The sequence below is a fragment of the Hyphomonas jannaschiana VP2 genome, assembly GCF_000685215.1.
GTDB lineage: Bacteria > Pseudomonadota > Alphaproteobacteria > Caulobacterales > Hyphomonadaceae > Hyphomonas > Hyphomonas jannaschiana.
On sequence record NZ_ARYJ01000007.1, the window covers coordinates 147,381 to 167,747 of the forward strand.

At 61.0% G+C, this 20,367-nt stretch carries 21 protein-coding genes and 1 tRNA gene; 14 read left to right on the top strand and 8 right to left on the bottom strand.

From position 1 onward, the window contains the following. Positions 1-84 precede the first annotated feature (84 nt). Positions 85-1,581: a cryptochrome/photolyase family protein gene (locus HJA_RS12205; RefSeq protein WP_051597639.1), complete on the bottom strand. Its 1,497-nt coding sequence runs from the start codon at positions 1,579-1,581 to the stop codon at positions 85-87. A gap of 133 nt (positions 1,582-1,714) precedes the next feature. On the opposite strand from HJA_RS12205, the gene rfaE2 reads away from it, so the two are divergent. Next, entirely contained in the window at positions 1,715-3,181 is a 1,467-nt protein-coding gene (gene rfaE2, locus HJA_RS12210; RefSeq protein WP_035582647.1) for a D-glycero-beta-D-manno-heptose 1-phosphate adenylyltransferase, read from the top strand. Next, a complete protein-coding gene (locus tag HJA_RS12215; protein ID WP_035582649.1) occupies positions 3,178-3,363 on the top strand; it encodes a hypothetical protein in 186 nt (61 codons plus the stop codon). Before rfaE2 ends, HJA_RS12215 begins: the two co-directional genes overlap by 4 nt. A 3-nt stretch (positions 3,364-3,366) precedes the next feature. On the opposite strand, the gene hspQ is transcribed toward HJA_RS12215, so the two are convergent. Continuing rightward, positions 3,367-3,738, bottom strand: a complete 372-nt coding sequence (gene hspQ, locus HJA_RS12220; protein WP_051597656.1) for a heat shock protein HspQ — start codon at positions 3,736-3,738, stop codon at positions 3,367-3,369. Positions 3,739-3,870: 132 nt separating this feature from the next. Here hspQ and HJA_RS12225 point away from each other — a divergent pair, with 132 nt between their 5' ends. Then, positions 3,871-5,019: a Ppx/GppA phosphatase family protein gene (locus HJA_RS12225; RefSeq protein ID WP_035582651.1), complete on the top strand. Its 1,149-nt coding sequence runs from the start codon at positions 3,871-3,873 to the stop codon at positions 5,017-5,019. Next, on the top strand, positions 5,016-5,735 hold the full coding sequence (locus HJA_RS12230) for an RlmE family RNA methyltransferase (protein WP_035582653.1): 720 nt from the start codon (positions 5,016-5,018) through the stop codon (positions 5,733-5,735). Before HJA_RS12225 ends, HJA_RS12230 begins: the two co-directional genes overlap by 4 nt. Positions 5,736-5,753: 18 nt before the next feature. On the opposite strand, the gene HJA_RS12235 is transcribed toward HJA_RS12230, so the two are convergent. Both HJA_RS12235 and HJA_RS18075 read right to left on the bottom strand, forming a co-directional pair. Beyond that, positions 5,754-6,707 (bottom strand): sulfotransferase, encoded by a 954-nt coding sequence (locus HJA_RS12235; protein ID WP_162177056.1) that lies wholly within the window; start codon positions 6,705-6,707, stop codon positions 5,754-5,756. 224 nt (positions 6,708-6,931) lie between these two features. Then, a complete protein-coding gene (locus HJA_RS18075) occupies positions 6,932-7,234 on the bottom strand; it encodes a dodecin family protein (protein ID WP_051597640.1) in 303 nt (100 codons plus the stop codon). 142 nt (positions 7,235-7,376) lie between these two features. Between HJA_RS18075 and HJA_RS12245 the strand changes: the two genes are divergently transcribed. Next, positions 7,377-7,784 (top strand): GFA family protein, encoded by a 408-nt coding sequence (locus HJA_RS12245; RefSeq protein ID WP_035582657.1) that lies wholly within the window; start codon positions 7,377-7,379, stop codon positions 7,782-7,784. Beyond that, positions 7,781-8,203, top strand: coding sequence for a hypothetical protein (locus HJA_RS18080; RefSeq protein ID WP_155839958.1), 423 nt, complete (start codon positions 7,781-7,783; stop codon positions 8,201-8,203). The genes HJA_RS12245 and HJA_RS18080 overlap by 4 nt, the downstream gene beginning before the upstream one ends. A 3-nt stretch (positions 8,204-8,206) precedes the next feature. Here HJA_RS18080 and HJA_RS12255 read toward each other — a convergent pair whose 3' ends face one another. Further along, positions 8,207-9,376, bottom strand: coding sequence for a PrnB family protein (locus HJA_RS12255; protein ID WP_051597642.1), 1,170 nt, complete (start codon positions 9,374-9,376; stop codon positions 8,207-8,209). Positions 9,377-9,537: 161 nt separating this feature from the next. Here HJA_RS12255 and guaB point away from each other — a divergent pair, with 161 nt between their 5' ends. Both guaB and HJA_RS12265 read left to right on the top strand, forming a co-directional pair. After that, a complete protein-coding gene (gene guaB, locus HJA_RS12260; RefSeq protein ID WP_035582804.1) occupies positions 9,538-10,995 on the top strand; it encodes an IMP dehydrogenase in 1,458 nt (485 codons plus the stop codon). 360 nt (positions 10,996-11,355) lie between these two features. After that, complete coding sequence (locus HJA_RS12265; RefSeq protein WP_035582661.1) at positions 11,356-11,949, top strand: hypothetical protein; 594 nt, start codon at positions 11,356-11,358, stop codon at positions 11,947-11,949. A gap of 51 nt (positions 11,950-12,000) precedes the next feature. On the opposite strand, the gene HJA_RS12270 is transcribed toward HJA_RS12265, so the two are convergent. Next, a complete protein-coding gene (locus tag HJA_RS12270) occupies positions 12,001-12,618 on the bottom strand; it encodes a GNAT family N-acetyltransferase (RefSeq protein WP_035582663.1) in 618 nt (205 codons plus the stop codon). A 73-nt stretch (positions 12,619-12,691) separates the two neighbouring features. Here HJA_RS12270 and HJA_RS12275 point away from each other — a divergent pair, with 73 nt between their 5' ends. Beyond that, positions 12,692-13,996: an RsmB/NOP family class I SAM-dependent RNA methyltransferase gene (locus tag HJA_RS12275; protein ID WP_035582665.1), complete on the top strand. Its 1,305-nt coding sequence runs from the start codon at positions 12,692-12,694 to the stop codon at positions 13,994-13,996. Here HJA_RS12275 and HJA_RS12280 read toward each other — a convergent pair. Next, the gene (locus HJA_RS12280; protein WP_051597643.1) at positions 13,993-15,057 is read right to left on the bottom strand and encodes an aspartyl/asparaginyl beta-hydroxylase domain-containing protein; all 1,065 of its coding nucleotides are present in this window, start codon (positions 15,055-15,057) and stop codon (positions 13,993-13,995) included. The genes HJA_RS12275 and HJA_RS12280 overlap by 4 nt on opposite strands. Before the next feature lie 100 nt (positions 15,058-15,157). On the opposite strand from HJA_RS12280, the gene guaA reads away from it, so the two are divergent. The 4 genes from guaA (at position 15,158) to HJA_RS12300 (ending at position 18,917) form a co-directional block, all read left to right on the top strand. Then, positions 15,158-16,720 (top strand): glutamine-hydrolyzing GMP synthase, encoded by a 1,563-nt coding sequence (guaA, locus tag HJA_RS12285; protein ID WP_035582667.1) that lies wholly within the window; start codon positions 15,158-15,160, stop codon positions 16,718-16,720. A 10-nt stretch (positions 16,721-16,730) separates the two neighbouring features. After that, the gene (rpiB, locus tag HJA_RS12290) at positions 16,731-17,180 is read left to right on the top strand and encodes a ribose 5-phosphate isomerase B (protein ID WP_035582669.1); all 450 of its coding nucleotides are present in this window, start codon (positions 16,731-16,733) and stop codon (positions 17,178-17,180) included. Between the two features lie 64 nt (positions 17,181-17,244). Beyond that, positions 17,245-18,036, top strand: a complete 792-nt coding sequence (locus HJA_RS12295; RefSeq protein ID WP_035582673.1) for a TIGR03084 family metal-binding protein — start codon at positions 17,245-17,247, stop codon at positions 18,034-18,036. Between the two features lie 83 nt (positions 18,037-18,119). Further along, on the top strand, positions 18,120-18,917 hold the full coding sequence (locus tag HJA_RS12300) for a crotonase/enoyl-CoA hydratase family protein (protein WP_035582675.1): 798 nt from the start codon (positions 18,120-18,122) through the stop codon (positions 18,915-18,917). A gap of 3 nt (positions 18,918-18,920) precedes the next feature. On the opposite strand, the gene HJA_RS12305 is transcribed toward HJA_RS12300, so the two are convergent. Then, entirely contained in the window at positions 18,921-20,120 is a 1,200-nt protein-coding gene (locus HJA_RS12305) for a CaiB/BaiF CoA transferase family protein (RefSeq protein WP_035582677.1), read from the bottom strand. A 152-nt stretch (positions 20,121-20,272) separates the two neighbouring features. Between HJA_RS12305 and HJA_RS12310 the strand changes: the two genes are divergently transcribed. Beyond that, a tRNA-Ser gene (locus HJA_RS12310) sits at positions 20,273-20,362 on the top strand. Positions 20,363-20,367 lie beyond the last annotated feature (5 nt).

A 20,367-nucleotide genomic window follows, 5' to 3' on the forward strand; every position in this document is an offset into this window, starting at 1 on the left:
CCATAGGGAACTGTCTTCAGTGTGCCAGAACGAGCGTTCGAATCCAATGGTTTCCGGACTATCCTGGTTCATGGTTGATCCGTTCTACTTGCTTGTGCGTTGAGATTTAAGGGTTTCGTAGGCTTCCAGGGCGCGTTCCCGCCCGGCTTTGTGGGCAACGAGCGGATGCGGATAATCCGTTCCGAGTTTTACACCGGCTCTGTTAAGCGTGGCGTCGTCGGCAGCCCAGGGCTCGTGCAACACCTTGTCTGGAAGCTTCGCCAACTCGGGACACCATCGGCGCACATAGGCGCCGTCAGCGTCAAACTTCTGTCCCTGCGTGATCGGATTGAATACACGGAAATAAGGGGTGGCATCGGCGCCAGATCCGGCCGTCCATTGCCAACTCGCCGGGTTGGAAGCGGGGTCTGCGTCCACAAGCGTGTCCCAGAACCAGTCTTCGCCATGGCGCCAATGAAGCAACAAATGCTTTGTCAGGAAGGACGCAACAATCATCCGGACCCGATTGTGCATCCAGCCCGTTTCCCACAACTGCCGCATGCCTGCGTCGACGATAGGATAGCCGGTCTGGCCGCTCTGCCATGACTTTAGGGCATCTTTATCCGTCCGCCATGGCATATGGTTGAAGTCATCATTATAGTTTTCGTCGGCGAGGTCTGGCCGATAATATAGCAGGACATAGGAAAACTCCCGCCAGGCGACCTCTGAAAGGAATTTCCATCCGCCTGCGTCTTGAATATTTTCCGCTTCCATTGCGGCGATCGTCGCGCGCCAGATCTGCGCCGGGCCGATTTCCCCGAACCTAAGGTGGGGGGACAATCCGGACGTCCCATCCTCCTTGCCCGGAAGATCTCGGTCATCGGGGTAAGTGTCGACCGGTCCCTCAAGAAAATCTTTCAACCGCGCATGCGCTCCGGCTTCACCGGGTGTCCAGACCGCATCGAAACCGGTCGACCAGTCCGGCTTGGTCGGATGCAGGCCCAGGTCACTGACTTTGAGTGTGTCGGGTTGAGGGCCTTTCACGCTACTCGGCCGGGGCAGGGCAGCCGGAGGCGAATAACAGTCGCGGAGCGCTTTCCAGAAAGGTGTAAACACCTTGTAGAACCCGCCTGATCCGGTCTTGAGCACCCAGGGCTCAACCAACAGGCGTCCATTGAAGCTCTGAACGTCAATGTCCCTGTCTTTCAGACGGGATTTGATTGCCGCGTCGATGTCCCGTTCGGCTTTGCCGTAGCGACGGTTCCAATAGACAGCCTTTGCCCCCGTCTCTTCGATCAATTCATCCAGGCAGGCGCTGCCATCGCCTGCCCGGATCGTCAGCCGTCCACCCAGCTGTTCCAGATCTTCAGAAAGCGCCCTGAGGGACTTGTCCAGCCACCAGAGTGATGCGCCGCCCAGCGGGCGCGTGCCTTCACATCCGTCCGCATGAATATACACGCAGAGTACCGGACAATCCTGCTGCACAGCGGCATGCAGGGCGGGGTTGTCTGAGAGCCGCAGGTCTTCCCGGAACCAGACGATAATGGGAGCCGATGCGCCAGACAGGGAGTGCTTCCTTCCAAAAAGTTGTTTGCCATACATACGTACCGCAGGTCGGTTTGGATCCATCGATCCTGCGGCTTTGTCTTTTACGGGCCCCGGCCAGCGGCTATATCCAATCAAAACCGGAGTAGAACATGTCCGATTCCCTTTTGGCCGGGACGGTTTGCGGCTGATGGCGCGCGCATCCCTGATTGATCTGATTGATGCGGCTGCAGGCCGTAAGATCGTCTGTGTCGGCGATGTCATGCTCGACCGGTTCGTTTACGGCGAGGTGTCCCGCATCTCACCCGAGGCCCCGGTCCCGATCATGCGCCGCACCCGGGAAGCCTCCATGCCAGGGGGGGCAGGCAATGTCGCCCGCAATCTCGCGTCTCTGGGGCTCTACACCGCGCTGATCGGTGTTGTGGGAGATGACGCTGAGGGCCGAGAACTCGCTGCCCTGATGGGGCAGGTTAAGAATGTCGAAGCCGACCTCATCGCCATGCGCGGCCGGCCGACGACTCTGAAAACCCGATTTGTGGCCGGGTCCCAGCAATTGCTTCGCGTCGATGCGGAGGAAATTGCAAACATTGGTCCGGACATAGAGGTCAAACTGGCCGGCGCGATCCATCAGGTTGCCGCGGACGCAGCCCTGATCATCCTGTCAGATTATGCAAAAGGCGCGATGACGGATGCCGTGATCAAGGCCGCATTGGATGCGGGCGAAGCCTTTGGCATTCCGGTGATCGCCGATCCGAAAGGACGGGACTTCCGTCGTTATGGCGCGGTCGACCTGATCAAGCCGAATGGTTACGAACTTGCGCATGCGTTCGGCATGCCGACAGAGACTGACCGGGATGCTGCTGCGGCACTTGTCGCTGCCGCAAAGACGCTGCCGGCTAAAGCGATTGTCGTCACACGCGCAGCCAAAGGCATGTCCTTCATCACGCAGGACGGCGAGGTCACGCACCGGGCTGGTAAGGCGCGCGAAGTCTATGATGTATCCGGAGCAGGGGACACGTCGATCGCCGCGCTGGCTCTCGGCCTTGCGGGCGGCGGAACGCTCAGCCAGGCCGTGGATCTCGCCATCGCGGCATCGGGGATTGCGGTAGGCAAGTCCGGAACCGCGACAGTCTCCGCGGCGGAATTGAAGGGCGCACTCGAAATGGGGCTCGTCAACGGCGGTGTCAGCCACATACCGCTTGAAACGGCTGTGTCTCAGGTGGCAACCTGGCGGGATGCGGGCCTCACGGTCGGTTTCACCAATGGCTGTTTCGACATCCTGCATCCCGGGCACCTCAAAGTTCTGGAAGAGGCGAAGAGCCGCTGCGGCCGCCTGATTGTGGGTCTGAATTCAGACGCTTCCGTGAAGCGGCTGAAAGGACCAACGCGGCCTGTGAACGATGCGGAATCACGGGCACGGGTGCTGTCGGGGCTGAGCGCTGTAGACGCCGTCGTCGTCTTTGATGAAGACACCCCCGCCGGCCTGATCGAAGCGCTCCAGCCAGATCTGCTGGTCAAAGGTGGTGACTATACGCTGGAAACGATCGTCGGAGCGGATATTGTCCTGGCCCGGGGCGGAACGGTTCACATCGTGCCGACGCTGGACGGCCAGTCGACGACCGCTGCGATTGCCCGGGCCAACTCAGGCAAGACATGACTGAGGCCGCCAGAATCGCAGCCCAGCTATCGGCTCAGTATGGCGAGGACGCAGCCGTAATCGCCACGCTGAGAGCTGCCGAGGTTGCGGCACAAGGTGACACCGAAGCGCTGACGCATTGGGATGAAGTGATCGCAATTCTTGAAAGCGGGAATCGCGCACCCACAGGTCCGGCCAACTGATCCTTAGTTGGCAACGCCCTTCTTGAGCTCGTAAGTGCCGCGCGCGGTCAGATTGAACCACTCCTGAATGTCAGGATGGCTCAGCGGCTGGGCAGAGTCATCCGGCACAAGGTTCTGTTCCGACACGTAGGCGATGTAGTGCGTGCGCTCATTCTCGGCGAACAGGTGATAAAAGGGCTGGTCCTTGCGGGGACGCACTTCTTCCGGAATGGCCTCATACCACTCGTCCGTGTTTGCGAACTGCGGATCCACATCGAAAATGATCCCGCGGAACGGGAAATGGCGGTGCCGGACAACCTGGCCGATCTGGTATTTTGCCGTGAAGGTGGAGACCGCATTGTAGCTGACATTCCGGTCGACGGGACGGTCGAGCACATAGGGTACATCGGCGGACGGCTTGCTCTTGCGGCCGCGTCCCCCGGTCAACCATCCAAAGAGGCTACGTCTACTAGTCATTTACGTCTCCTGTGGTAGAGATTGCCCCAAGATTTCAGTTTGGGCCACATCATGGCTGACAAAAAAGCGGCGAACCGCCGGGGTAACCGGCGAGGTTCGCGCAAGGGACGTAACGGACCGCTTTATGCGGCCGTCGACCTTGGAACAAATAATTGCCGCCTGCTCGTGGCGGAGCCGTGGGGGAAGTCCTTCCGCGTCGTTGATTCGCATTCGCAGATTGCGCGTCTCGGCGAAGGACTCCACGAAACGGGACGCCTGTCAGACGCCGCTATCGAGCGGGCGCTGGACGCGCTGAAAGCGATCCGCCGCAAACTGAAACACCACGGCGTCGGCCGGGTGCGCTGCATTGCGACCGAGGCCTGCCGGCAGGCTGAGAACGGTCCGGAATTCATCCGCCGGGTCCATGAAGAAACCGGCCTGACCTTCAAGATCATCAACGCGAAGGAAGAAGCGCGGCTCGCCACAATCGGCTGTCATGACCTGATGGCGGAAGATGCGAAAACAGTCCTCGTGGTCGATATTGGTGGGGGGGCCACGGAATTGTCCTGGGTGAATGCCAAAGTGGCGCGCGAAGGCGGCTCGCACGGCCTGGTCAAACGCGCCCCGATCCAGGACTGGACGAGCCTGCCACTCGGCGTGGTCACCCTGCACGAACGCTTCGGTCATTTGCCGGAGGAAGAGGCTTTTCCGGCCATGCTGGCCCATTGCGGCGAGGTGATCAAAGCCTGGAAGGGAACTGAACGGGTCAGCCGGGCCATGGCGACCAGGGGATCACACCTGATTGGCACGTCCGGCACGGTGACCTGCCTTGCAGGCGTACATCTGAAACTGGAGCGCTATCGCCGTGACAGGGTCGACGGCAGCTGGATGAGCCGCGACGAGGCCGACGCGGCAGTCAAGCTCCTGCGCGATCTGGGACTCGATGGCCGCGCTACCTTGCCGACGATCGGCGAGGAACGGGCCAGCCTCATGCTGTCGGGCTGCGCGATCATGCAATCGATCTGGGATGCCTTCCCGGGCGAACGCATGCGTGTCGGCGACAGGGGGCTTCGGGAGGGCCTGTTGCTGTCGATGATGTATGGCGGCAAAGGTCAGCGCAGGCGTGGCAGCCGGCGCCGCAATGGCCAGGCCAGCACCAGTGATGCGTCTCCGGCTGGGGCGAGTGACAGTAATGACCGGTCAGCGGAGGCCTCCCCATGACAGACGACGAAAAACGCCGCTGGAAAGGCCCCTCCGATAAGAAGGGATCCTCCGGCCGCCGCATGGGCGAACGCAAGATCATCGCCCACCGGGCCAAGAATGAAAGCTCCAAGCGCTGGATCGAGCGCCAGCTTCAGGACCCTTATGTTCAGAAGGCAAAGTCCGAAGGTTACCGCGCCCGGGCTGCCTACAAGCTGCTGGAAATCGATGAGAAGCTGAACCTGTTCCGGCGCGGGCAACGCGTCGTGGACCTCGGCTGTGCGCCAGGCGGCTGGATGCAGGTCGCTCAGATCAAGGGCGCAAGCGAGATCGCCGGAATCGACCTTCTGCCGGTGGAACCACTGGCAGGCGTCCATATCGTTCAGGGCGACATCAACAATCCGGAGGATGTGACGGAGCTTCTAAAAGGGCTGACCGGCGCGCCGGATTTGGTCCTGTCGGATATGGCGGCCAACACGACCGGCCACAAACAGACCGACCATTTGCGGACGGTTGCGCTGGTTGAAATGGCGGCCGCTTTCGCAGTGGAACATCTCGCGCCGGGCGGGACATTCTGCTCGAAGGTGTTTCAGGGCGGCGCGACCAAGGAAGTGCTGGACCTGCTCAAAGCGAACTTCTCCAGCGTGAAACATATCAAACCGCCGGCGAGCCGTGCCGGCAGTCCCGAAATCTTTGTTGTGGCGAAGGGCTTCAGGGGGCGTGCTCACGCAAAATGAGCAGGGAAGTCCCGTGATTTACCGGGAAAGGGTGACGGATTTCGACGCGTCGTTGTCAAAATAGCCATTGTCCGGGAAGAGTTCGTTGCACACGGACTTGATCGTATCGATTTCTTTTCTGGTCAGTCGTGTCTGCCAGTCGTTCAGACGCTGCGAGGCCGACAATTGTTCCCGGCCCGATGTTGTTACAGGGCTGGCCGTATCGTTCGACGGAATATTCACTGACGACAGTTCCAGCCGGTTCAGGATACCAGGCCCCTGGTCGACGACATCCTCATAACGCACCAGATGGGCCTTGCCAGCAATAATGCTCTTCTGGGCTGAACCTTCACTGAGGCTCCACATGGCGGCCAGTCTTTCGGCTGGCAACTGATCGTAGCGCAGCAGAATCTCGGCACGCTGCCGCTCAGGCGAGCCCTTCGGATAATCCTGAGGGCTGTAGAGTTCTCTCAGGCGAACATCCTCGAAGCGCCAGGACCAGTTGGTCTCGCTGAAACTCGCAAAGACAGCAGCAGGGTGGCGCCGGATATGGATGACCGGCACGTGGTAGGTGTCAGCCACATCGTCGAGGACAAAGCCAAGCTGGGTAAATTTGACGACGAGATCCCGTGACCAGGTATTGTCGCCAGGCTCCCTCAGGAAGTGCGTATATCCGTGGGTGCCAACGCCCTTCAGCGCGAGGTGCAGTTTGACCCGGTCGCGGGGGGTCAGACAGTTTGCCGAAAGGGGCATGTAAACATTGCAGCTGGCATCGGAGACCTTGCCGCGGAACTGGTCCCAGTGATGGCCTGCCGCGGGGGAGAAGGGCTCAAACAGCGATTTTGCGTGCAAGGCTTCGACCAGCGTCTGTTGTAGCCAGGTCGTACCGCTCCGCCAGAACCCATTGATCAGCAGGGTATTCTTCAGCCGCTGCGCGGCGATGAAATCCACCAGTCCGACAGACGTGAGTTTGAGACGACCAAGACCTCGCACGGTGTTCAACCTGCCTTTGGAATACCTAAAAAGTATACTCCGAGTGGCAATTCCCGGACCATCCTGAGTGCAGTTAGAGCAAATCTGCAGTATTTACAGCAGATTCAGAAGCACATTCATACCGGTAAGGGCATCAAGGGGCTCAGGTCAGACGCAGCTGGGACACAATGGTCTCCAGAACTGAAACATATCAGATTAAAGTCTGTGCAACTGTTGGACGAATATCAGAGGCGCGCTTCAATCGTGTGCCAGCCTGAGAAACTTCTGCCGGTACCGCAGGCGCGGCGGAAATAGTATTCGTCGCTACACATTCCGTCGCTTTGCCGGGCATTTTCATAACCGAGGTTCAGGGTCACCTGATAATGCGTGACCTGGCCGTTGGAGATGAAACCACGTGCCGTCACCACATCGAACCAGTCCGGCTCGCCAAGGCCGTCTCTCGCGACAGAAAGCGCGCGCGAGATCGCATCGTCGACGGAAATATCCGAAGTGCCGGTGATCTGGCGGGTGGTGGAGTCTACAGGCATGCGAGCGGCTATTCCCGTTCTGGCTCAACAACTCCCTCCACCTGACCTATGCGTCAGCGCCGCAAAAGGTTCCAATTAACTGTCGCTTGCCCCAAAGCGCCGGGCGTTCCACTATTCCGGGAACTCAATGGGAGGACAGAAGATGACCATCAAAGGCGGCTGTTATTGCGGTGAGATCCGCTACGAAGCGGACGGGGAGCCGGTCATGAAAGGCGAGTGTCATTGCCGGGAATGCCAGTATCTGACGGGCGGGCAGGCAAATGACTTCATGGCCATGCCGGCGGCCGGCTTCCGTTTCACAAAAGGAGAGCCGAAAGGCTTCAAGAGAGCGGATCTTGAGGGGGCAGTCACACGTGAATTCTGTCCGGATTGCGGAACGCACATCCTGACCCGGTCGCCTGCCTTGCCGGACGCTGTTATTCTGAAGGTCGGCACACTCGACGACACCAGCCTGTTCGGACAGCCGCAGGTGGTGATGCAGACGGCCGACGCGCCAAGCTTCCATCACATTCCCGAGGGTGTGCCCGCGTTTGAAAGATGGCCCGGATGACGCCTTGGCGGCTGATCTTTATCGGAGCGGCGGTCAGCATGATCGCCGCCTGTAGCGCACTGCGTGACTATCATGCGGCCAATCCGGACTTTGGTAGCCCGGCACCGCCTTATGAGCGGATTCAGTTTGCATCGCAGTTTGCGACCCCCGCCGAACGGGCGCGCTGTGAAGCGGCCGGAGGTGTGGTGCAGCAGGCAGGGCGGCTCGGCTGGCAGCTTTGTGTCCAGAGTTTTCCGGACGCCGGTCAGGCATGCCGGGGCAGCGAAGATTGTCTCGGTGAATGCCGGCTGGCGGAAACCGCCGGTTCGGTTGAAGCCGGAACGGCGGCCAAGGGCATATGCCAGGCCAGCGACGAACCCTTCGGCTGCTACACCCGTGTCGAAAACGGCAAAGCCACCCAGACGATCTGCGTCGACTAGCGCCTAGACAGGCAACAGGTGCGCCTCTGCTTCGTCGCGGTGCTTCTTCAGGTATTTCATGAAGGGCGTTCCGCCTGTGCCGACATCCGGGTCGTTGCCCGCGCTGTGGCTTGCCTGCTTGTTGATATAACTGGCCGCATATTCGAGGTGCCGGGTGCGGAAGCGGGCGAGCTTCGAGACGTTCTCGTTGTACAACATCTTCAGCTCCGCATTGTCTGATCCTTCGATATACGAGCGCACCTTGCTGGCAGCGCGGATGTCCTCGATCAGGCGGCGATGGGCCGGCGGTCGATAGGCGTGGAGCTCGTCCAGGAAACTCCGAAGCGGGTCGGCGGCATGGCCGACGCTCAGCAGCGCGTCCATCGCAGGTACGATGGAGGATTGCGAGCCTGTCTGCCCACGGAAGGCCTGTGGCGCGCCGCCGGTCTCTTCAACGCCTTCATAGATCAGGCCCGGCCCAAGGGCCGGGTTATCCTTCCAGCCATGGATCCACGGTCGCACCCGGTGGAAATAACAATAAGGATCGCAGCGCTCCGGCATCCGGTCGAAGATCGCATTCACATCGTCCCACACGGCCGACATGACAGACAGACAGCGCGCGGCTTCCCTGGTATCGCCGGCTTCGGCCGCGGCAATCAGGGACAGCGCTTCATCCAGCATCTCTCCGGCCCGCGCCTCGATGGCGACATGGACGAGGATGAACCAGGCTTCGTCCATCCCGCCGTCAAAGTGCTGGATCACCCGCACATTGGATAGATCGATGGAGCCGGCGTCATCGATGAGGGCCCAGTTCTCCAGCGTGTAGGATGAGTAAGGCAGCAGCGGCGGCTGGCCGAGGCTCTTGCTGAGCTGCCAGATCGGCACGGCAAGGCAGGCGGGCAGGGCACGCGGCGCCTCAGGCTCGCCCCAGACATAGGTCTGCACCATGAAGGAATAGTGCAGCATGGCGATCCGCTGTTCGGCCTCGCTGGCAGTTGCGCAGAAATCGGTGAGGTCGATCACCGGCAACCGTTCCAGCAAGGCCCGCACGCGGCCGGTACAGACGAGTTGAGGGATGGACAGGGCCATGTCCCGGGCCGGTTTCAGGGCAGGGGGCAGTTCCACCTTCACCGGGTCAAATGACGCAAGAAATCCTCTCTCACGGGACATCCCGTAGTCTGAAAGCCTCAACATGCGCTCCTCCCAGAGCAATTATTTTCATTTGTAACTAATTCCGCGATAGCAGGCAGCGGCAGCGGTGTCATGGGGGAAAACGGTTCTGTGAGATGAAAATGCAGCAGGGGCTTCACAAGCCCGCGCGACTCCCTTATGGGGCCGAAAAGGGAGCTCCCCACATGAAAATCCGACAAGCGATCACCTTTGACGACGTGCTTCTCCAGCCCGGCGCGAGCGAAGTTCTTCCCGCCGATGTCAACGTTTCGACCTTCCTGACGAAAACCATTCCGCTGAACATCCCGCTGATCTCCGCGGCGATGGACACGGTGACCGAGGCCCGCCTCGCCATCGCCATGGCTCAGGCTGGCGGCATCGGCGTCATCCACCGCAACCTGTCCGTCGAGGAGCAGGCCGGCGAAGTCGCCATGGTCAAGAAGTACGAAAGCGGTGTGGTGATGAACCCGATCACCATCGCGCCGACCGCCACGCTGGGCGACCTGAACGAGCTCAAGCAACGCACCGGCTTCTCCGGCATTCCGGTGGTCGAGGACAATGGCAAGGTCGTCGGCATCATCACCAACCGCGACACGCGCTTTGCCGAAGACATGAACGAGAAGGTCGCCAACCTGATGACGCGCGACGTCGTCACGGTGGAGATGGAGACCTCCTCGGAAGAGGCGCGCCGCCTGCTGCACAAGCACCGGATCGAGCGTCTTGTCATCGTCGACAAGGACAATAAATGCCTCGGCCTGTTGACCGTGAAGGACATGGACAAGGCCGCCGTGAACCCCAACGCCGCCAAGGACGCCGCGGGCCGCCTGCGTGTCGCCGCCGCGTCCACGGTTGGCGATGCAGGCTATGAGCGCACCGCCGCCCTGATCGAAGCGGGCGCAGACGCCGTCATCATCGACACCGCCCACGGCCACTCCAAGGCCGTTGCCGAGGCCGTGACCCGCGCCAAGAAGATTTCCAACGCTGTCCAGATCATCGCCGGCAATGTCGCAACAGGCGACGCCACCAAGGCGCTGATCGATGCGGGTGCGGACGCCGTGAAGGTCGGCATCGGCCCGGGCTCCATCTGCACCACGCGCATCGTCGCCGGTGTGGGCGTGCCGCAGCTCACCGCCATCGAGGCCTGCGCCAATGCCGCCCAGGCGTCCGGCGTGCCCGTCATCGCCGATGGCGGCATCAAGTTCTCGGGCGACTTCGCCAAGGCCCTCGCGGCCGGTGCGGCGACCGCCATGATGGGCTCCATGTTCGCCGGCACCGAAGAGGCGCCGGGCGAGGTGTTCCTCTATCAGGGCCGGTCGTACAAAGCCTATCGCGGTATGGGCAGCCTTGGCGCGATGGCCCGCGGCTCGGCCGACCGCTACTTCCAGAAGGACGCCGCCGCCGACAAGCTCGTGCCGGAAGGCATTGAAGGCCAGGTGCCGTTCAAGGGCCCGCTTGCCCCGATCATCCACCAGATGGTGGGCGGTTTGCGCGCGGCGATGGGCTATGTCGGCGCCAAGGACATCGACGAGCTGCACAAGAAGGCCGAGTTCGTCCAGATCACCGGCGCCGGCCTGCAGGAAAGCCACGTCCACGACGTCCAGATGACCCGCGAAAGCCCGAACTACTCGCTGTCGCGGGGGTAAGTGCAAACATTGAAAGATCCCCTCCGTGTAAAGTACTGGAGTGGAATCTCAGTCGGTTTGTTTTTTGCGCTGATTATTGGTCCGTTCTTCGCACTCTGGCTGCGGGCGTTGTGGCCAGTTTTCGTTGGATTGTCTGTCCACATCTGCGCAGGTATTTGGGCGCATTCATTGAGGTGCCGAAAATGTGGCGTCCTCTGGTGGGTACATGGGCCGGATGATCCAGATTGGGGGCAAAGAGACATTTCCCAGCTATGGGCTCTTAAATTCCCAAGAGTGAAATGCGCCCATTGCGGCGAACTGCGAACGTAAGCTATCCCCAACCCAATCCAACCGGATAAGCCCGCGCGCTAATCTCCGCGCATGAGCACAGATTACATCACCTTCGCCCTGCAGCAGGTTCGTGTGAGCCTGGCAGAGGCCACATATGATGCCGGGCTGACCCGGTCTTCAGACACCGTTCCGCAGTCCGCTGCGCGGTGGTGGAAGGCACGGGTGAAAGCATTGGTGATTATCCTCCGCCGGCTGATCATGCTGATGGCGCTCAGCCTGACGCTGGATCCACCGAAGCCGCATACCGCGAAGGCTACTCCAACGGAGGAGGACCCTGTGCTCACCAAGGCCCAGATCCCTTACAGTCTCGCGCTCAGCGGCCAGACACTGGTCTATACGCTGGAAGGGCCGCACACTTCTGAAGGGGCGCCGGGTGTTTCAGGACCCGTGCCTGTTGCCACTCTCATGCGCCGCTTCGAAGCGCTGGCGCGCATCCTGCGTGATCCGGAAAAGTACGCCGTCCGTGTTGCCCGTGTGATGGAGCGACAGCGCCGGGCAGGGGCGCCGCGTCCGTTCTGCCCGCCAATGAAGACCCATCGGCTGAAACCGGAACTCGGCGCCGTCGCAGCGGGCCTTCCCATGCTCCTCGCCGAGGCCTTCGGCCGGTGGAATGACAGCAGCTGATCCCACACCTTATCCAACATTTTTTGCCGGACGGGCCGAGGCCCGCGCCGGTCAGACGTGCTGGGCGTCACGCGGCTCCCGCCACATCGCCTCCATGGGCGGGGCGCCGGGCCCGACCTCGAACAGCTTCATCCGCTCAAATCCGTGACTCTGATAGAAGCCGGTATTCATCGGGTTCGAATTTTCGAGATAGAGGGGCAGGCGGGCCTTGTCGGCGGCGGCCTTCATCGGCGCCATCATCAGCTTGCCGAGGCCCTTGCCGCGGGCCGTTTGGCGCGTGCCAATCGTGAAGAGGTAGAGGTGCGGGTCTTTCGGGTGGTGTTCGTCCATCACCTTGCCAGCCTTGAGGGCCCGGAAGATGGAGCCTTGCGATCCCCTGAACAGCAGGGTCGGCAAAAGGCGCAGCGTCGGGACCAGCCCGAGCTCTTTCCGGTTCTGCGACTCGATCCACATCGTCGCCCCGCCATCGCCCGCCAGATGGCAGATGCCGTGTTTCAGGTAGATCGACTGCGCCAGAAGGGAGAAAGTCGGTCTCAGCGCGTGCGTGCGGCCAAAGATCCAGAGGTTCACCGGGTCCGTCTCGAAGGCTTCGCCGGTAATGTCCCCGACCTGCCGCCAGTCCGCCCCACTGGCCTGTCTTAGCCCCTCCGGCAGCTCTATCTCCAGCATCTTCCGCCCTTTCCGGTTTCATTATGTTTTTTGAGACGCTAACACAGCCCTCCCCAAAAGGAGCACCAAAATCATGCGCAACGGCGGACGTATCGCGGCAGCCATCGACGTACTTTCAGACGTCCTGACCCGTCATCAGCCGGTCAAATCGGCGGCCCGCGACTGGGGCAAACGCGCCCGCTATGCCGGCGCCAAGGACCGCGCCTGGGTCTCCGGGCTCGTTCTGGACGCGCTGCGCAAGCGAAACTCCATCGCCCACGCGATGGGGGACGACAGCCCCCGCGGCCTGATCCTCGGCGCGCTGGCCCATGCCTGGGGCTGGAACATCCGCGAGATTGACGCAGCGATGGACGAGGAACATGCGCCCTCCAAGCTGACCCTGCAGGAGCGCGAACGCCTTGTCATGGCGCCAGACCCGACCGCCCCGCCGCACGTTCAGGGCGACTATCCTGAATGGCTGGCACCGCACCTCGCGCGCGTCTTCGGAGAAGAAGCGGCTGTTGAAGCGCAGGCGATGGCCGTCCGCGCCGATGTCGACTTGCGGGTCAACACGCTGAAAGTGGACGCCGAAAAGGCCGCTGCGCCGCTGAAGAGCGCAAAGGCCGAGCCCTCGAAGCTGCTTCACAATGCCTATCACATTCCCGCCCGCGATCCGTCGCAGCGCGAGGCGAGCCTCGAAAGCATCCCGGCCTATTCCAAGGGCTGGGTCGAAGTGCAGGACGCCGGCTCCCAGATCGCGGCGGCGGCGGCCAACGCCCAGCCCGGTGAGCAGGTGCTGGACTATTGCGCCGGCGGTGGCGGCAAGACGCTCGCGCTGGCGGCCCAGATGCAGGGGAAGGGGCAGATCTTCGCCTATGACATCGACGGGCGCCGCCTCTCGGCGCTGATCCCGCGCCTGAAACGCTCCGGCGCGCACAATGTCCAGCTCGTCCATCCGTCGGAACCGACCCAGCTTGAAGACCTGACGGGCCAGATGGACCTCGTCTTCGTTGACGCGCCGTGCACCGGGACGGGGACGTGGCGCCGCCGTCCGGACGCCAAATGGCGTCTGAAACCGGGCCAGCTGGCCAAGCGCCAGCAGGAGCAGACTGACATCCTCGCCATGGCGTCGACCTTTGTGAAGCCGGGCGGGCGTCTGGTCTACGCAACCTGCAGCTTCCTGATGGAAGAGGATGAAGACCGTGTTTCGGAATTCCTCGCCGCCCATCCGGAGTTCACCGAGGAAGACGCGGCAGAAGCGGCAATCGCCTCCGGCCTGTTGACCGATGACGGCGCTGCCATGGTGCGGAATTACCGCGGGCCTTCTGGCAGTGTCCGCCTCACACCGCGCCGGGCGGAAACGGACGGCTTCTTCTTTGCGGTGCTCAGGAAGGCCTAGTTTCCGCTGACGATTTTCTCGCCGGAATAGGTGGAGATAGCGCCGAGGAATTTGGTCACTTCCTCGCGTTCTTCGAGGGTCAGTTCCGGGCGCCAGATGTCGAACAGGAGAACGACGCGGGTCTCGCTCGCCTCATTCTTCGCTTCATGTTCGACGCTGTCGTCGAAGATACAGACTTTTCCTTCCTGCCATTGGCGAGTCTCACTGCCGACCCGCAGCCAGGCAGGCCCCGGTACCAGAACCGGAAGATGGCAGATCAGGCGCGTATTGATCAGCCCGTGATGCGGCGGAATATGCGCGCCGGGTTTGAGAAGCGAAAACAGGACTGACGGTGCCTGACCGGGAAGGCGGTCCAGCGGAATGTTCTCAAACGCGGCCGCCGTGACCGGACAGCGCGCGCAGTTCTCCTCAACCCGCTCACCGTCTTTCCAGAGGTAAAAGGCGCTCCAGTCGTCATTGCCGACCAGTTTGTGGCTTTTCACATTCGGCTGGCTATCGGCCCGCTCCAGATAGGGCCGGAAAGCCTGATGATCAGACAGAACGCCCATGAGTTCGTTTTTAATCTCCGGCGTCTTTGCCTCAAGGCCCGGCACCCAGTCGAAGTCCACCGTGTCGTAGAACTGGATCTGCGGCAGGCCGGGAAAATAATACTTGGTCGGTTGCTGGAGATAGATGCCGGACTTCCCCAAAAGGATGTCCACAGACTGGTCGAAGCGTTTTGTCCGCTGTGCTTTCGGAAGTTCGCCTTCGATGAAGGCCTCATAACCCTGCGCATACTCGCCGAGACGGGCCTGTGCCCTTTGAACGCCTTGCTGAAATCCCGGCGCGACCTGACCGCCGGATAGCTGAATGGCCTGAAGCGCGCCCGAATAGGCCCGGCTTGCGTCCTGCGTCCGTCCGGCAGCGTGCTGCACATCGCCCAGCAAGAGCAGCGTCCCAATGTCTTTCGGCGTCTCGTTCAGCACGGACAGCAGAAGCGTCGCGGCGTCGTCAAACCGGCCAGCGCGCGCATGTTCGAAAGCGGCTTGTTTGCGGGTTTCCAAGGGAAGCGTGCTTGTCATGATGGCAGCAAATGCCGGTCCGCCAGCAGGGTCAAGCGCCTGCGGCGCCGCAGCCGCATCTTGATATGGACGAATCCCTCATCCTCGGCTAAGCGGCGCCATGACTGACCAGAGACACGAACGCGCCCTTATCGTCGACTTTGGAAGCCAGGTGACTCAGCTGATCGCCCGGCGTCTTCGCGAGAGCGGCGTCTATTGCGAAATCCATCCCTTCAACAAGGTCGATGCCGCCTTTCTGGCAGACTATAGCCCGCAAGCGATTATCCTCTCCGGCGGGCCGTCCAGCGTCACCTGGGACAACAGCCCCCGCGCAGACGATGCCGTTTTCACCCTTGGTGTTCCGGTCCTCGGCATCTGTTATGGCCAGCAGGTCATGATGGAACAGCTGGGCGGCAAAGTCGAAAGCGGCACCAGCCGCGAATTCGGCCGGGCTTTCATCGAGAAAGTCGTCGATGACCCGATCCTCGAAGGTCTGTTCCACGCCGGTGATCATGAGCAGGTCTGGATGAGCCATGGCGACCACGTCGCCGAAATGGCATCCGGTTTCGGTGTCATCGCAAAATCCCCCGGCGCGCCCTACGCCATCATCGCGGATCCTGAGCGCCATTTCTACGGAACCCAGTTCCATCCGGAAGTCGTGCACACCACGCACGGCCGCCAATTGCTCCGCAATTTCACGCACGGGGTCGCCGGATTGAAGGGCGACTGGACAATGGCGGCGTATCGCGCCGAAGCCATCCAGAAAATCCGCGAACAAGTCGGAGACGGTCGCGTGATCTGCGGACTCTCCGGCGGCGTTGATTCCTCCGTCGCGGCGGTTCTGATCCACGAAGCCATCGGCGACCAGCTGACTTGCGTTTATGTCGACCACGGCCTGATGCGAGCAGGGGAAAGCGACCAGGTCGTGAACCTGTTCCGCGAACACTACAATATTCCGCTCGTCCATGTGGACGCTTCGGAGCTCTTCCTTGGCAAGCTCGAAGGCGTCACCGATCCGGAACGCAAACGGAAGATCATCGGTGGCCTCTTCATCGATGTGTTCGAAGACGAGGCAAAGAAGATTGGCGGTGCGGATTTCCTGGCGCAGGGCACGCTCTATCCCGACGTGATCGAAAGCGTCTCCGCCCTTGGCGGGCCCAGTGTGACGATCAAGAGCCACCATAATGTCGGCGGCCTGCCTGAGCGTATGAACATGAAACTGGTCGAGCCGCTTCGTGAGCTATTCAAGGATGAAGTGCGGGCGCTTGGCCGCGAACTTGCCCTGACCGACGCTTTCGTCGACCGCCACCCATTCCCGGGGCCTGGCCTTGCCATCCGTATCCCGGGTGAAATTACACGCGAGAAGGCCGACACGCTCCGCAAGGCCGATGCGATCTATATCGAGGAGATCCGGAAGGCCGGGCTCTACAATGAAATCTGGCAGGCCTTCAGCGTCCTGCTGCCGGTGAACACGGTTGGCGTCATGGGTGACGAGCGGACCTACGAAGCCGTCCTCGCGCTGCGGGCTGTCACGTCAACAGATGGTATGACAGCGGATTATTATCCATTCGAGCACGATTTTCTTGGCCGCGTCGCCACGCGGATCATCAATGAGGTCAAAGGCGTCAATCGCGTTGTCTACGACGTGACATCCAAGCCGCCCGGTACGATCGAGTGGGAATAGGGTAGGCGCGATGAGCACCAATAAACGGATCGTTGTGTCGAGCGACCACGCAGACATCGAGCTTCGCAAGACCATTGCGGCGCATGTCGCGGCCCGGGGCTGGGACGTGATCGACATCGGGCCGATGACGTCAGAAAGCACCCACTATCCAATTCATGGCGAAGCTGCAGCTCAGAAAGTGGCCTCCGGCGAGTGCCAGCTCGGTATCATCGTCTGCGGCACCGGGCAGGGCATCATGATGGCGGCCAACAAGGTGAAGGGCATCCGCTGCGGTGTTTGCAGCGATACGTTCTCGGCCAGAATGATCCGCCAGCATAATGATGCCAATATGCTCTCCCTTGGTGCCCGCGTAATCGGCGAAGGCCTCGCGCTGGACATTGTGGATGCGTTCCTGACCGCCGAGTTCGAAGGCGGACGTCACGGAACACGCGTCGACATGATAAAAGCCATCGAAGGTTAGCGCCGGGGAAGTGTGGCAATTCCTGCCGACCTCGCCAATTATGGGTGAGAGACGGGAGGAATGAATGGAACAGGCAGGCGACTTCCTCGCAGAAAGCCGCGCGCTTTATGGTCTGCTGGTCAATCGGCCGGACGCAGACTTCGGCAGAGTGACCCAGTTCAAAGGCTGGAAAGTGGATGATGTACTCCGGCACCTCCACTTCTGGAACTGGATGGCAGAGCTCCAACTCGCAGACGAAGCGCGACTGGAAGCTGAACTGACAGCCGTCGCGAACGAAGGCATGCGCGATCGGGAGCAGGCGCATGTCGGAGGTGTTTCAGGACGCGAATTGCTTTCCGCCTGGTGGGACCAGGCCCAGGCAACCGCAGAGGTCTTCGAGAAGGCCGATCCGAAAGCCCGCCTGAAATGGGCTGGCCCATCGATGAGCGCCAGATCCTCTATCACGGCCCGTCTGATGGAAACCTGGGCACACGGACAGGAAATCTATGACGTATTGGGAGCGGAACGAGTCGATGAGGACCGGATCCGCAATATCGTTGTGCTCGGTGTGAACACCTATGGCTGGACCTATCAGGTTCGCAACCAGACGCCTCCCGGGCAGATGCCTTTCATCAGCCTGACCGCGCCTTCCGGTGACACCTGGACGTATGGAGAAGACAACGGGAAAGACCGTATTGAAGGCCGTGCAACCGAGTTCTGTCAGGTCGTCACACAAACCCGGAATATCAAAGACACCGCCTTGCATGTCTCAGGTCCTGTCGCAGAGGAATGGATGTCTAAGGCGCAGTGTTTCGCGGGCGGTCAGAACGATCCCCCTGCGCCGGGAACACGCTTTCGCGCAGACATCACCGTCTGAGACGAAATCACCGCACGCACGGACATGGACAAGCCGGGCAGGGCCTGTCAGTTCTCCTGCCAGCATAATTGGAGGCAAACCGGATGTCGGTCATCACACTCGAAAAACAGGGTCCAATCGTCGTCATGACACTCAACCGGCCGGACGCGATGAATGCGCTCGGCCAGGATGGCGATGGAAAGGCGATTGCTGCGGCTTGTGCGGAGATCACGGCTGATCCCGAAATCCGCTGCGCCATTCTCACAGGCGCTGGCCGCGCTTTTTCTGCTGGCGGCGATGTGAAGGCGATGCAGAACAAGACCGGTGCGTTTGGCGGAAAGCCGCATGACATCCGCGAAGGCTACCGCCGGAATATTCACGTGATCGTCCGGTCGCTCTACAATCTGGAAGTGCCGCTGATTTCCGCGATCAATGGCCCGGCGATCGGCCTCGGCTGTGACGTCGCCTGCATGGCTGACATTCGTATCGCATCCGAGAAAGCCAAGATGGGCGTGACCTTCCTGAAGCTCGGCCTGATCCCTGGTGATGGCGGCGCCTGGCTGCTTCCGCGCCTGATCGGATCGTCGCGGGCGGCGCAATTGCTGTTCACCGGGGATGTTATCGATGCTCAGACCGCTTGCGAGTGGGGCCTTGTTTCCCAAGTGGTTCCGGCAGATTCGTTGATGGACGAAGCCATGGCACTCGCCAAACGGATCGCTGGCCAGCCGCCACAGGCTTTGCGCCTCGCCAAGACACTGATGCGCCAGGGCGCGACAACCTCCTATGACACAATCATGGAAATGTCGGCTGCTGCTCAGGCCCTGATGCACGAGACCGACGATCACATGGAAGGCGTCAACGCCATCCTCGAGAAGCGGACGCCGGACTTCAAAGGCCAATAGGGGCTACTTCACCACCCCATCGCCATAGAGCGTATCGATGTCGCTGGCTTTCAAGCCGAGGTCTTCGAGCACAGCGCGCGTATGTTCTCCCAGTTTCGGTGACGGTCCTTTCGGGCCGTCATCGGCACCCGGGAAACGCACTGGAGAAGCTGGCGAAGGAAAGGTGGAACCATCACCCTTGCTGCTCGGCACGTCGACGATTGCGCCAGCGGCCTTTATCTGAGGGTCTTCCGCGACTTCAGCGAGGGTCTGAACCGGTGCCCAGGCAATCGATTGCTCATCAAGGCGGGCGGAGATTTCCTCCTTGGTGAATTTTGCAAAGCCCGCATCAATGATGTCGACGAGTTCGGCGCCATTCTTCCTTCGGGCCTTGGAGCTTGTAAAACGCGGATCTTCCATCAAGTCTTCGCGTCCGATCACCTTGCACATTGGAACCCAGTCCACGTCCCCCTGACGCTGAACGATACAGATCCAGCTGTTGTCCTTCGTTTTGAAGAAATTGGTCATCGGCACGTTCTGCTCATGCCGGCTCTTCGTCGAGGCGACCCGGTTGAAGAAGAGCTGGATCGCGAAATCGGAGCCGAGGGCATAGAGCCCCGCCCGGAACAGGGACGATTCCACCAGGCGCCCCTTGCCGGTCCGGGTCGCTTCGACCAGTGCTGCGCAGATACCAGCAGCGGTGGCCATGGAGGTCGTGTGATCACCAAAGGCTGTGCGGAGCGGGAAGGGTTCTTGCCCTTTTGGGACCGTCAGGGCGCCAACGCCTGTGCGGCTCCAGAAGCTGGCAACGTCAAAGCCTGGCCGGTCAGCGTCCGGGCCTTCGAGGCCGTAGCCAGTGAGCGAGCAATAGACGAGCTTCGGATTGATCTTGCTGAGTTCTTCGTAGCTGAGCCCAGACCGCTCAAGTCCGCCGGGGCGCACATTGGTCAGAAAGACGTCCGCTTCTTCCACCATTTTGCGGAGAAGCTTCTGCCCCTCGGGCTTTGACGTGTCGATCGCGATGGATTTCTTGCCGCGATTGTCGAAGTCGAAAACGGGATTGTCCTGAATATCCGTGCCGAGTGTGCGGAAGAAGATACGGATCGGGTCACCACCGGGGGGTTCGACTTTGACAACGTCGGCGCCCCAATCGCATAGGATGGATCCCGCCCCCGGTGCCGCCATATAAGTCGCGTATTCAATGACCTTGATGCCCTCAAGCATGGGCTCTTTCCTCCGGAAGTCTTATCGTTTTCCCGGGAACTTTCGGACACTCCGGACGGATTGGCCAGACCTTCCGCAAAGAGAGCCGGACAGGTGAGCGCATATCAGGGCTTGCCTGCCGGGCCCGGATCGTGAAAACAGCCGTTTGCTGCGGAGGAGTGGCAGAGTGGTTGAATGCGGCGGTCTTGAAAACCGTTGAGCCTTTACGGGTTCCGGGGGTTCGAATCCCTCCTCCTCCGCCAGCAGA

Bases quoted from the DNA above. Each gene is read 5' to 3' on its own strand.
- HJA_RS18075 (WP_051597640.1), bottom strand. From the start codon at position 7,234: ATGCCTGTAGACTCCACCACCCGCCAGATCACCGGCACTTCGGATATT.
- guaA (WP_035582667.1), top strand. From the start codon at position 15,158: ATGACTGACCAGAGACACGAACGCGCCCTTATCGTCGACTTTGGAAGC.
- rfaE2 (WP_035582647.1), top strand. From the start codon at position 1,715: ATGGCGCGCGCATCCCTGATTGATCTGATTGATGCGGCTGCAGGCCGT.
- HJA_RS12300 (WP_035582675.1), top strand. From the start codon at position 18,120: ATGTCGGTCATCACACTCGAAAAACAGGGTCCAATCGTCGTCATGACA.
- HJA_RS12280 (WP_051597643.1), bottom strand. From the start codon at position 15,057: ATGACAAGCACGCTTCCCTTGGAAACCCGCAAACAAGCCGCTTTCGAA.
- HJA_RS18080 (WP_155839958.1), top strand. From the start codon at position 7,781: ATGACGCCTTGGCGGCTGATCTTTATCGGAGCGGCGGTCAGCATGATC.
- HJA_RS12275 (WP_035582665.1), top strand. From the start codon at position 12,692: ATGCGCAACGGCGGACGTATCGCGGCAGCCATCGACGTACTTTCAGAC.
- HJA_RS12270 (WP_035582663.1), bottom strand. From the start codon at position 12,618: ATGCTGGAGATAGAGCTGCCGGAGGGGCTAAGACAGGCCAGTGGGGCG.
- HJA_RS12215 (WP_035582649.1), top strand. From the start codon at position 3,178: ATGACTGAGGCCGCCAGAATCGCAGCCCAGCTATCGGCTCAGTATGGC.
- HJA_RS12225 (WP_035582651.1), top strand. From the start codon at position 3,871: ATGGCTGACAAAAAAGCGGCGAACCGCCGGGGTAACCGGCGAGGTTCG.
- guaB (WP_035582804.1), top strand. From the start codon at position 9,538: ATGAAAATCCGACAAGCGATCACCTTTGACGACGTGCTTCTCCAGCCC.
- HJA_RS12230 (WP_035582653.1), top strand. From the start codon at position 5,016: ATGACAGACGACGAAAAACGCCGCTGGAAAGGCCCCTCCGATAAGAAG.
- HJA_RS12205 (WP_051597639.1), bottom strand. From the start codon at position 1,581: ATGTATGGCAAACAACTTTTTGGAAGGAAGCACTCCCTGTCTGGCGCA.
- rpiB (WP_035582669.1), top strand. From the start codon at position 16,731: ATGAGCACCAATAAACGGATCGTTGTGTCGAGCGACCACGCAGACATC.
- HJA_RS12265 (WP_035582661.1), top strand. From the start codon at position 11,356: ATGAGCACAGATTACATCACCTTCGCCCTGCAGCAGGTTCGTGTGAGC.
- HJA_RS12305 (WP_035582677.1), bottom strand. From the start codon at position 20,120: ATGCTTGAGGGCATCAAGGTCATTGAATACGCGACTTATATGGCGGCA.
- HJA_RS12245 (WP_035582657.1), top strand. From the start codon at position 7,377: ATGACCATCAAAGGCGGCTGTTATTGCGGTGAGATCCGCTACGAAGCG.
- HJA_RS12255 (WP_051597642.1), bottom strand. From the start codon at position 9,376: ATGTTGAGGCTTTCAGACTACGGGATGTCCCGTGAGAGAGGATTTCTT.
- HJA_RS12295 (WP_035582673.1), top strand. From the start codon at position 17,245: ATGGAACAGGCAGGCGACTTCCTCGCAGAAAGCCGCGCGCTTTATGGT.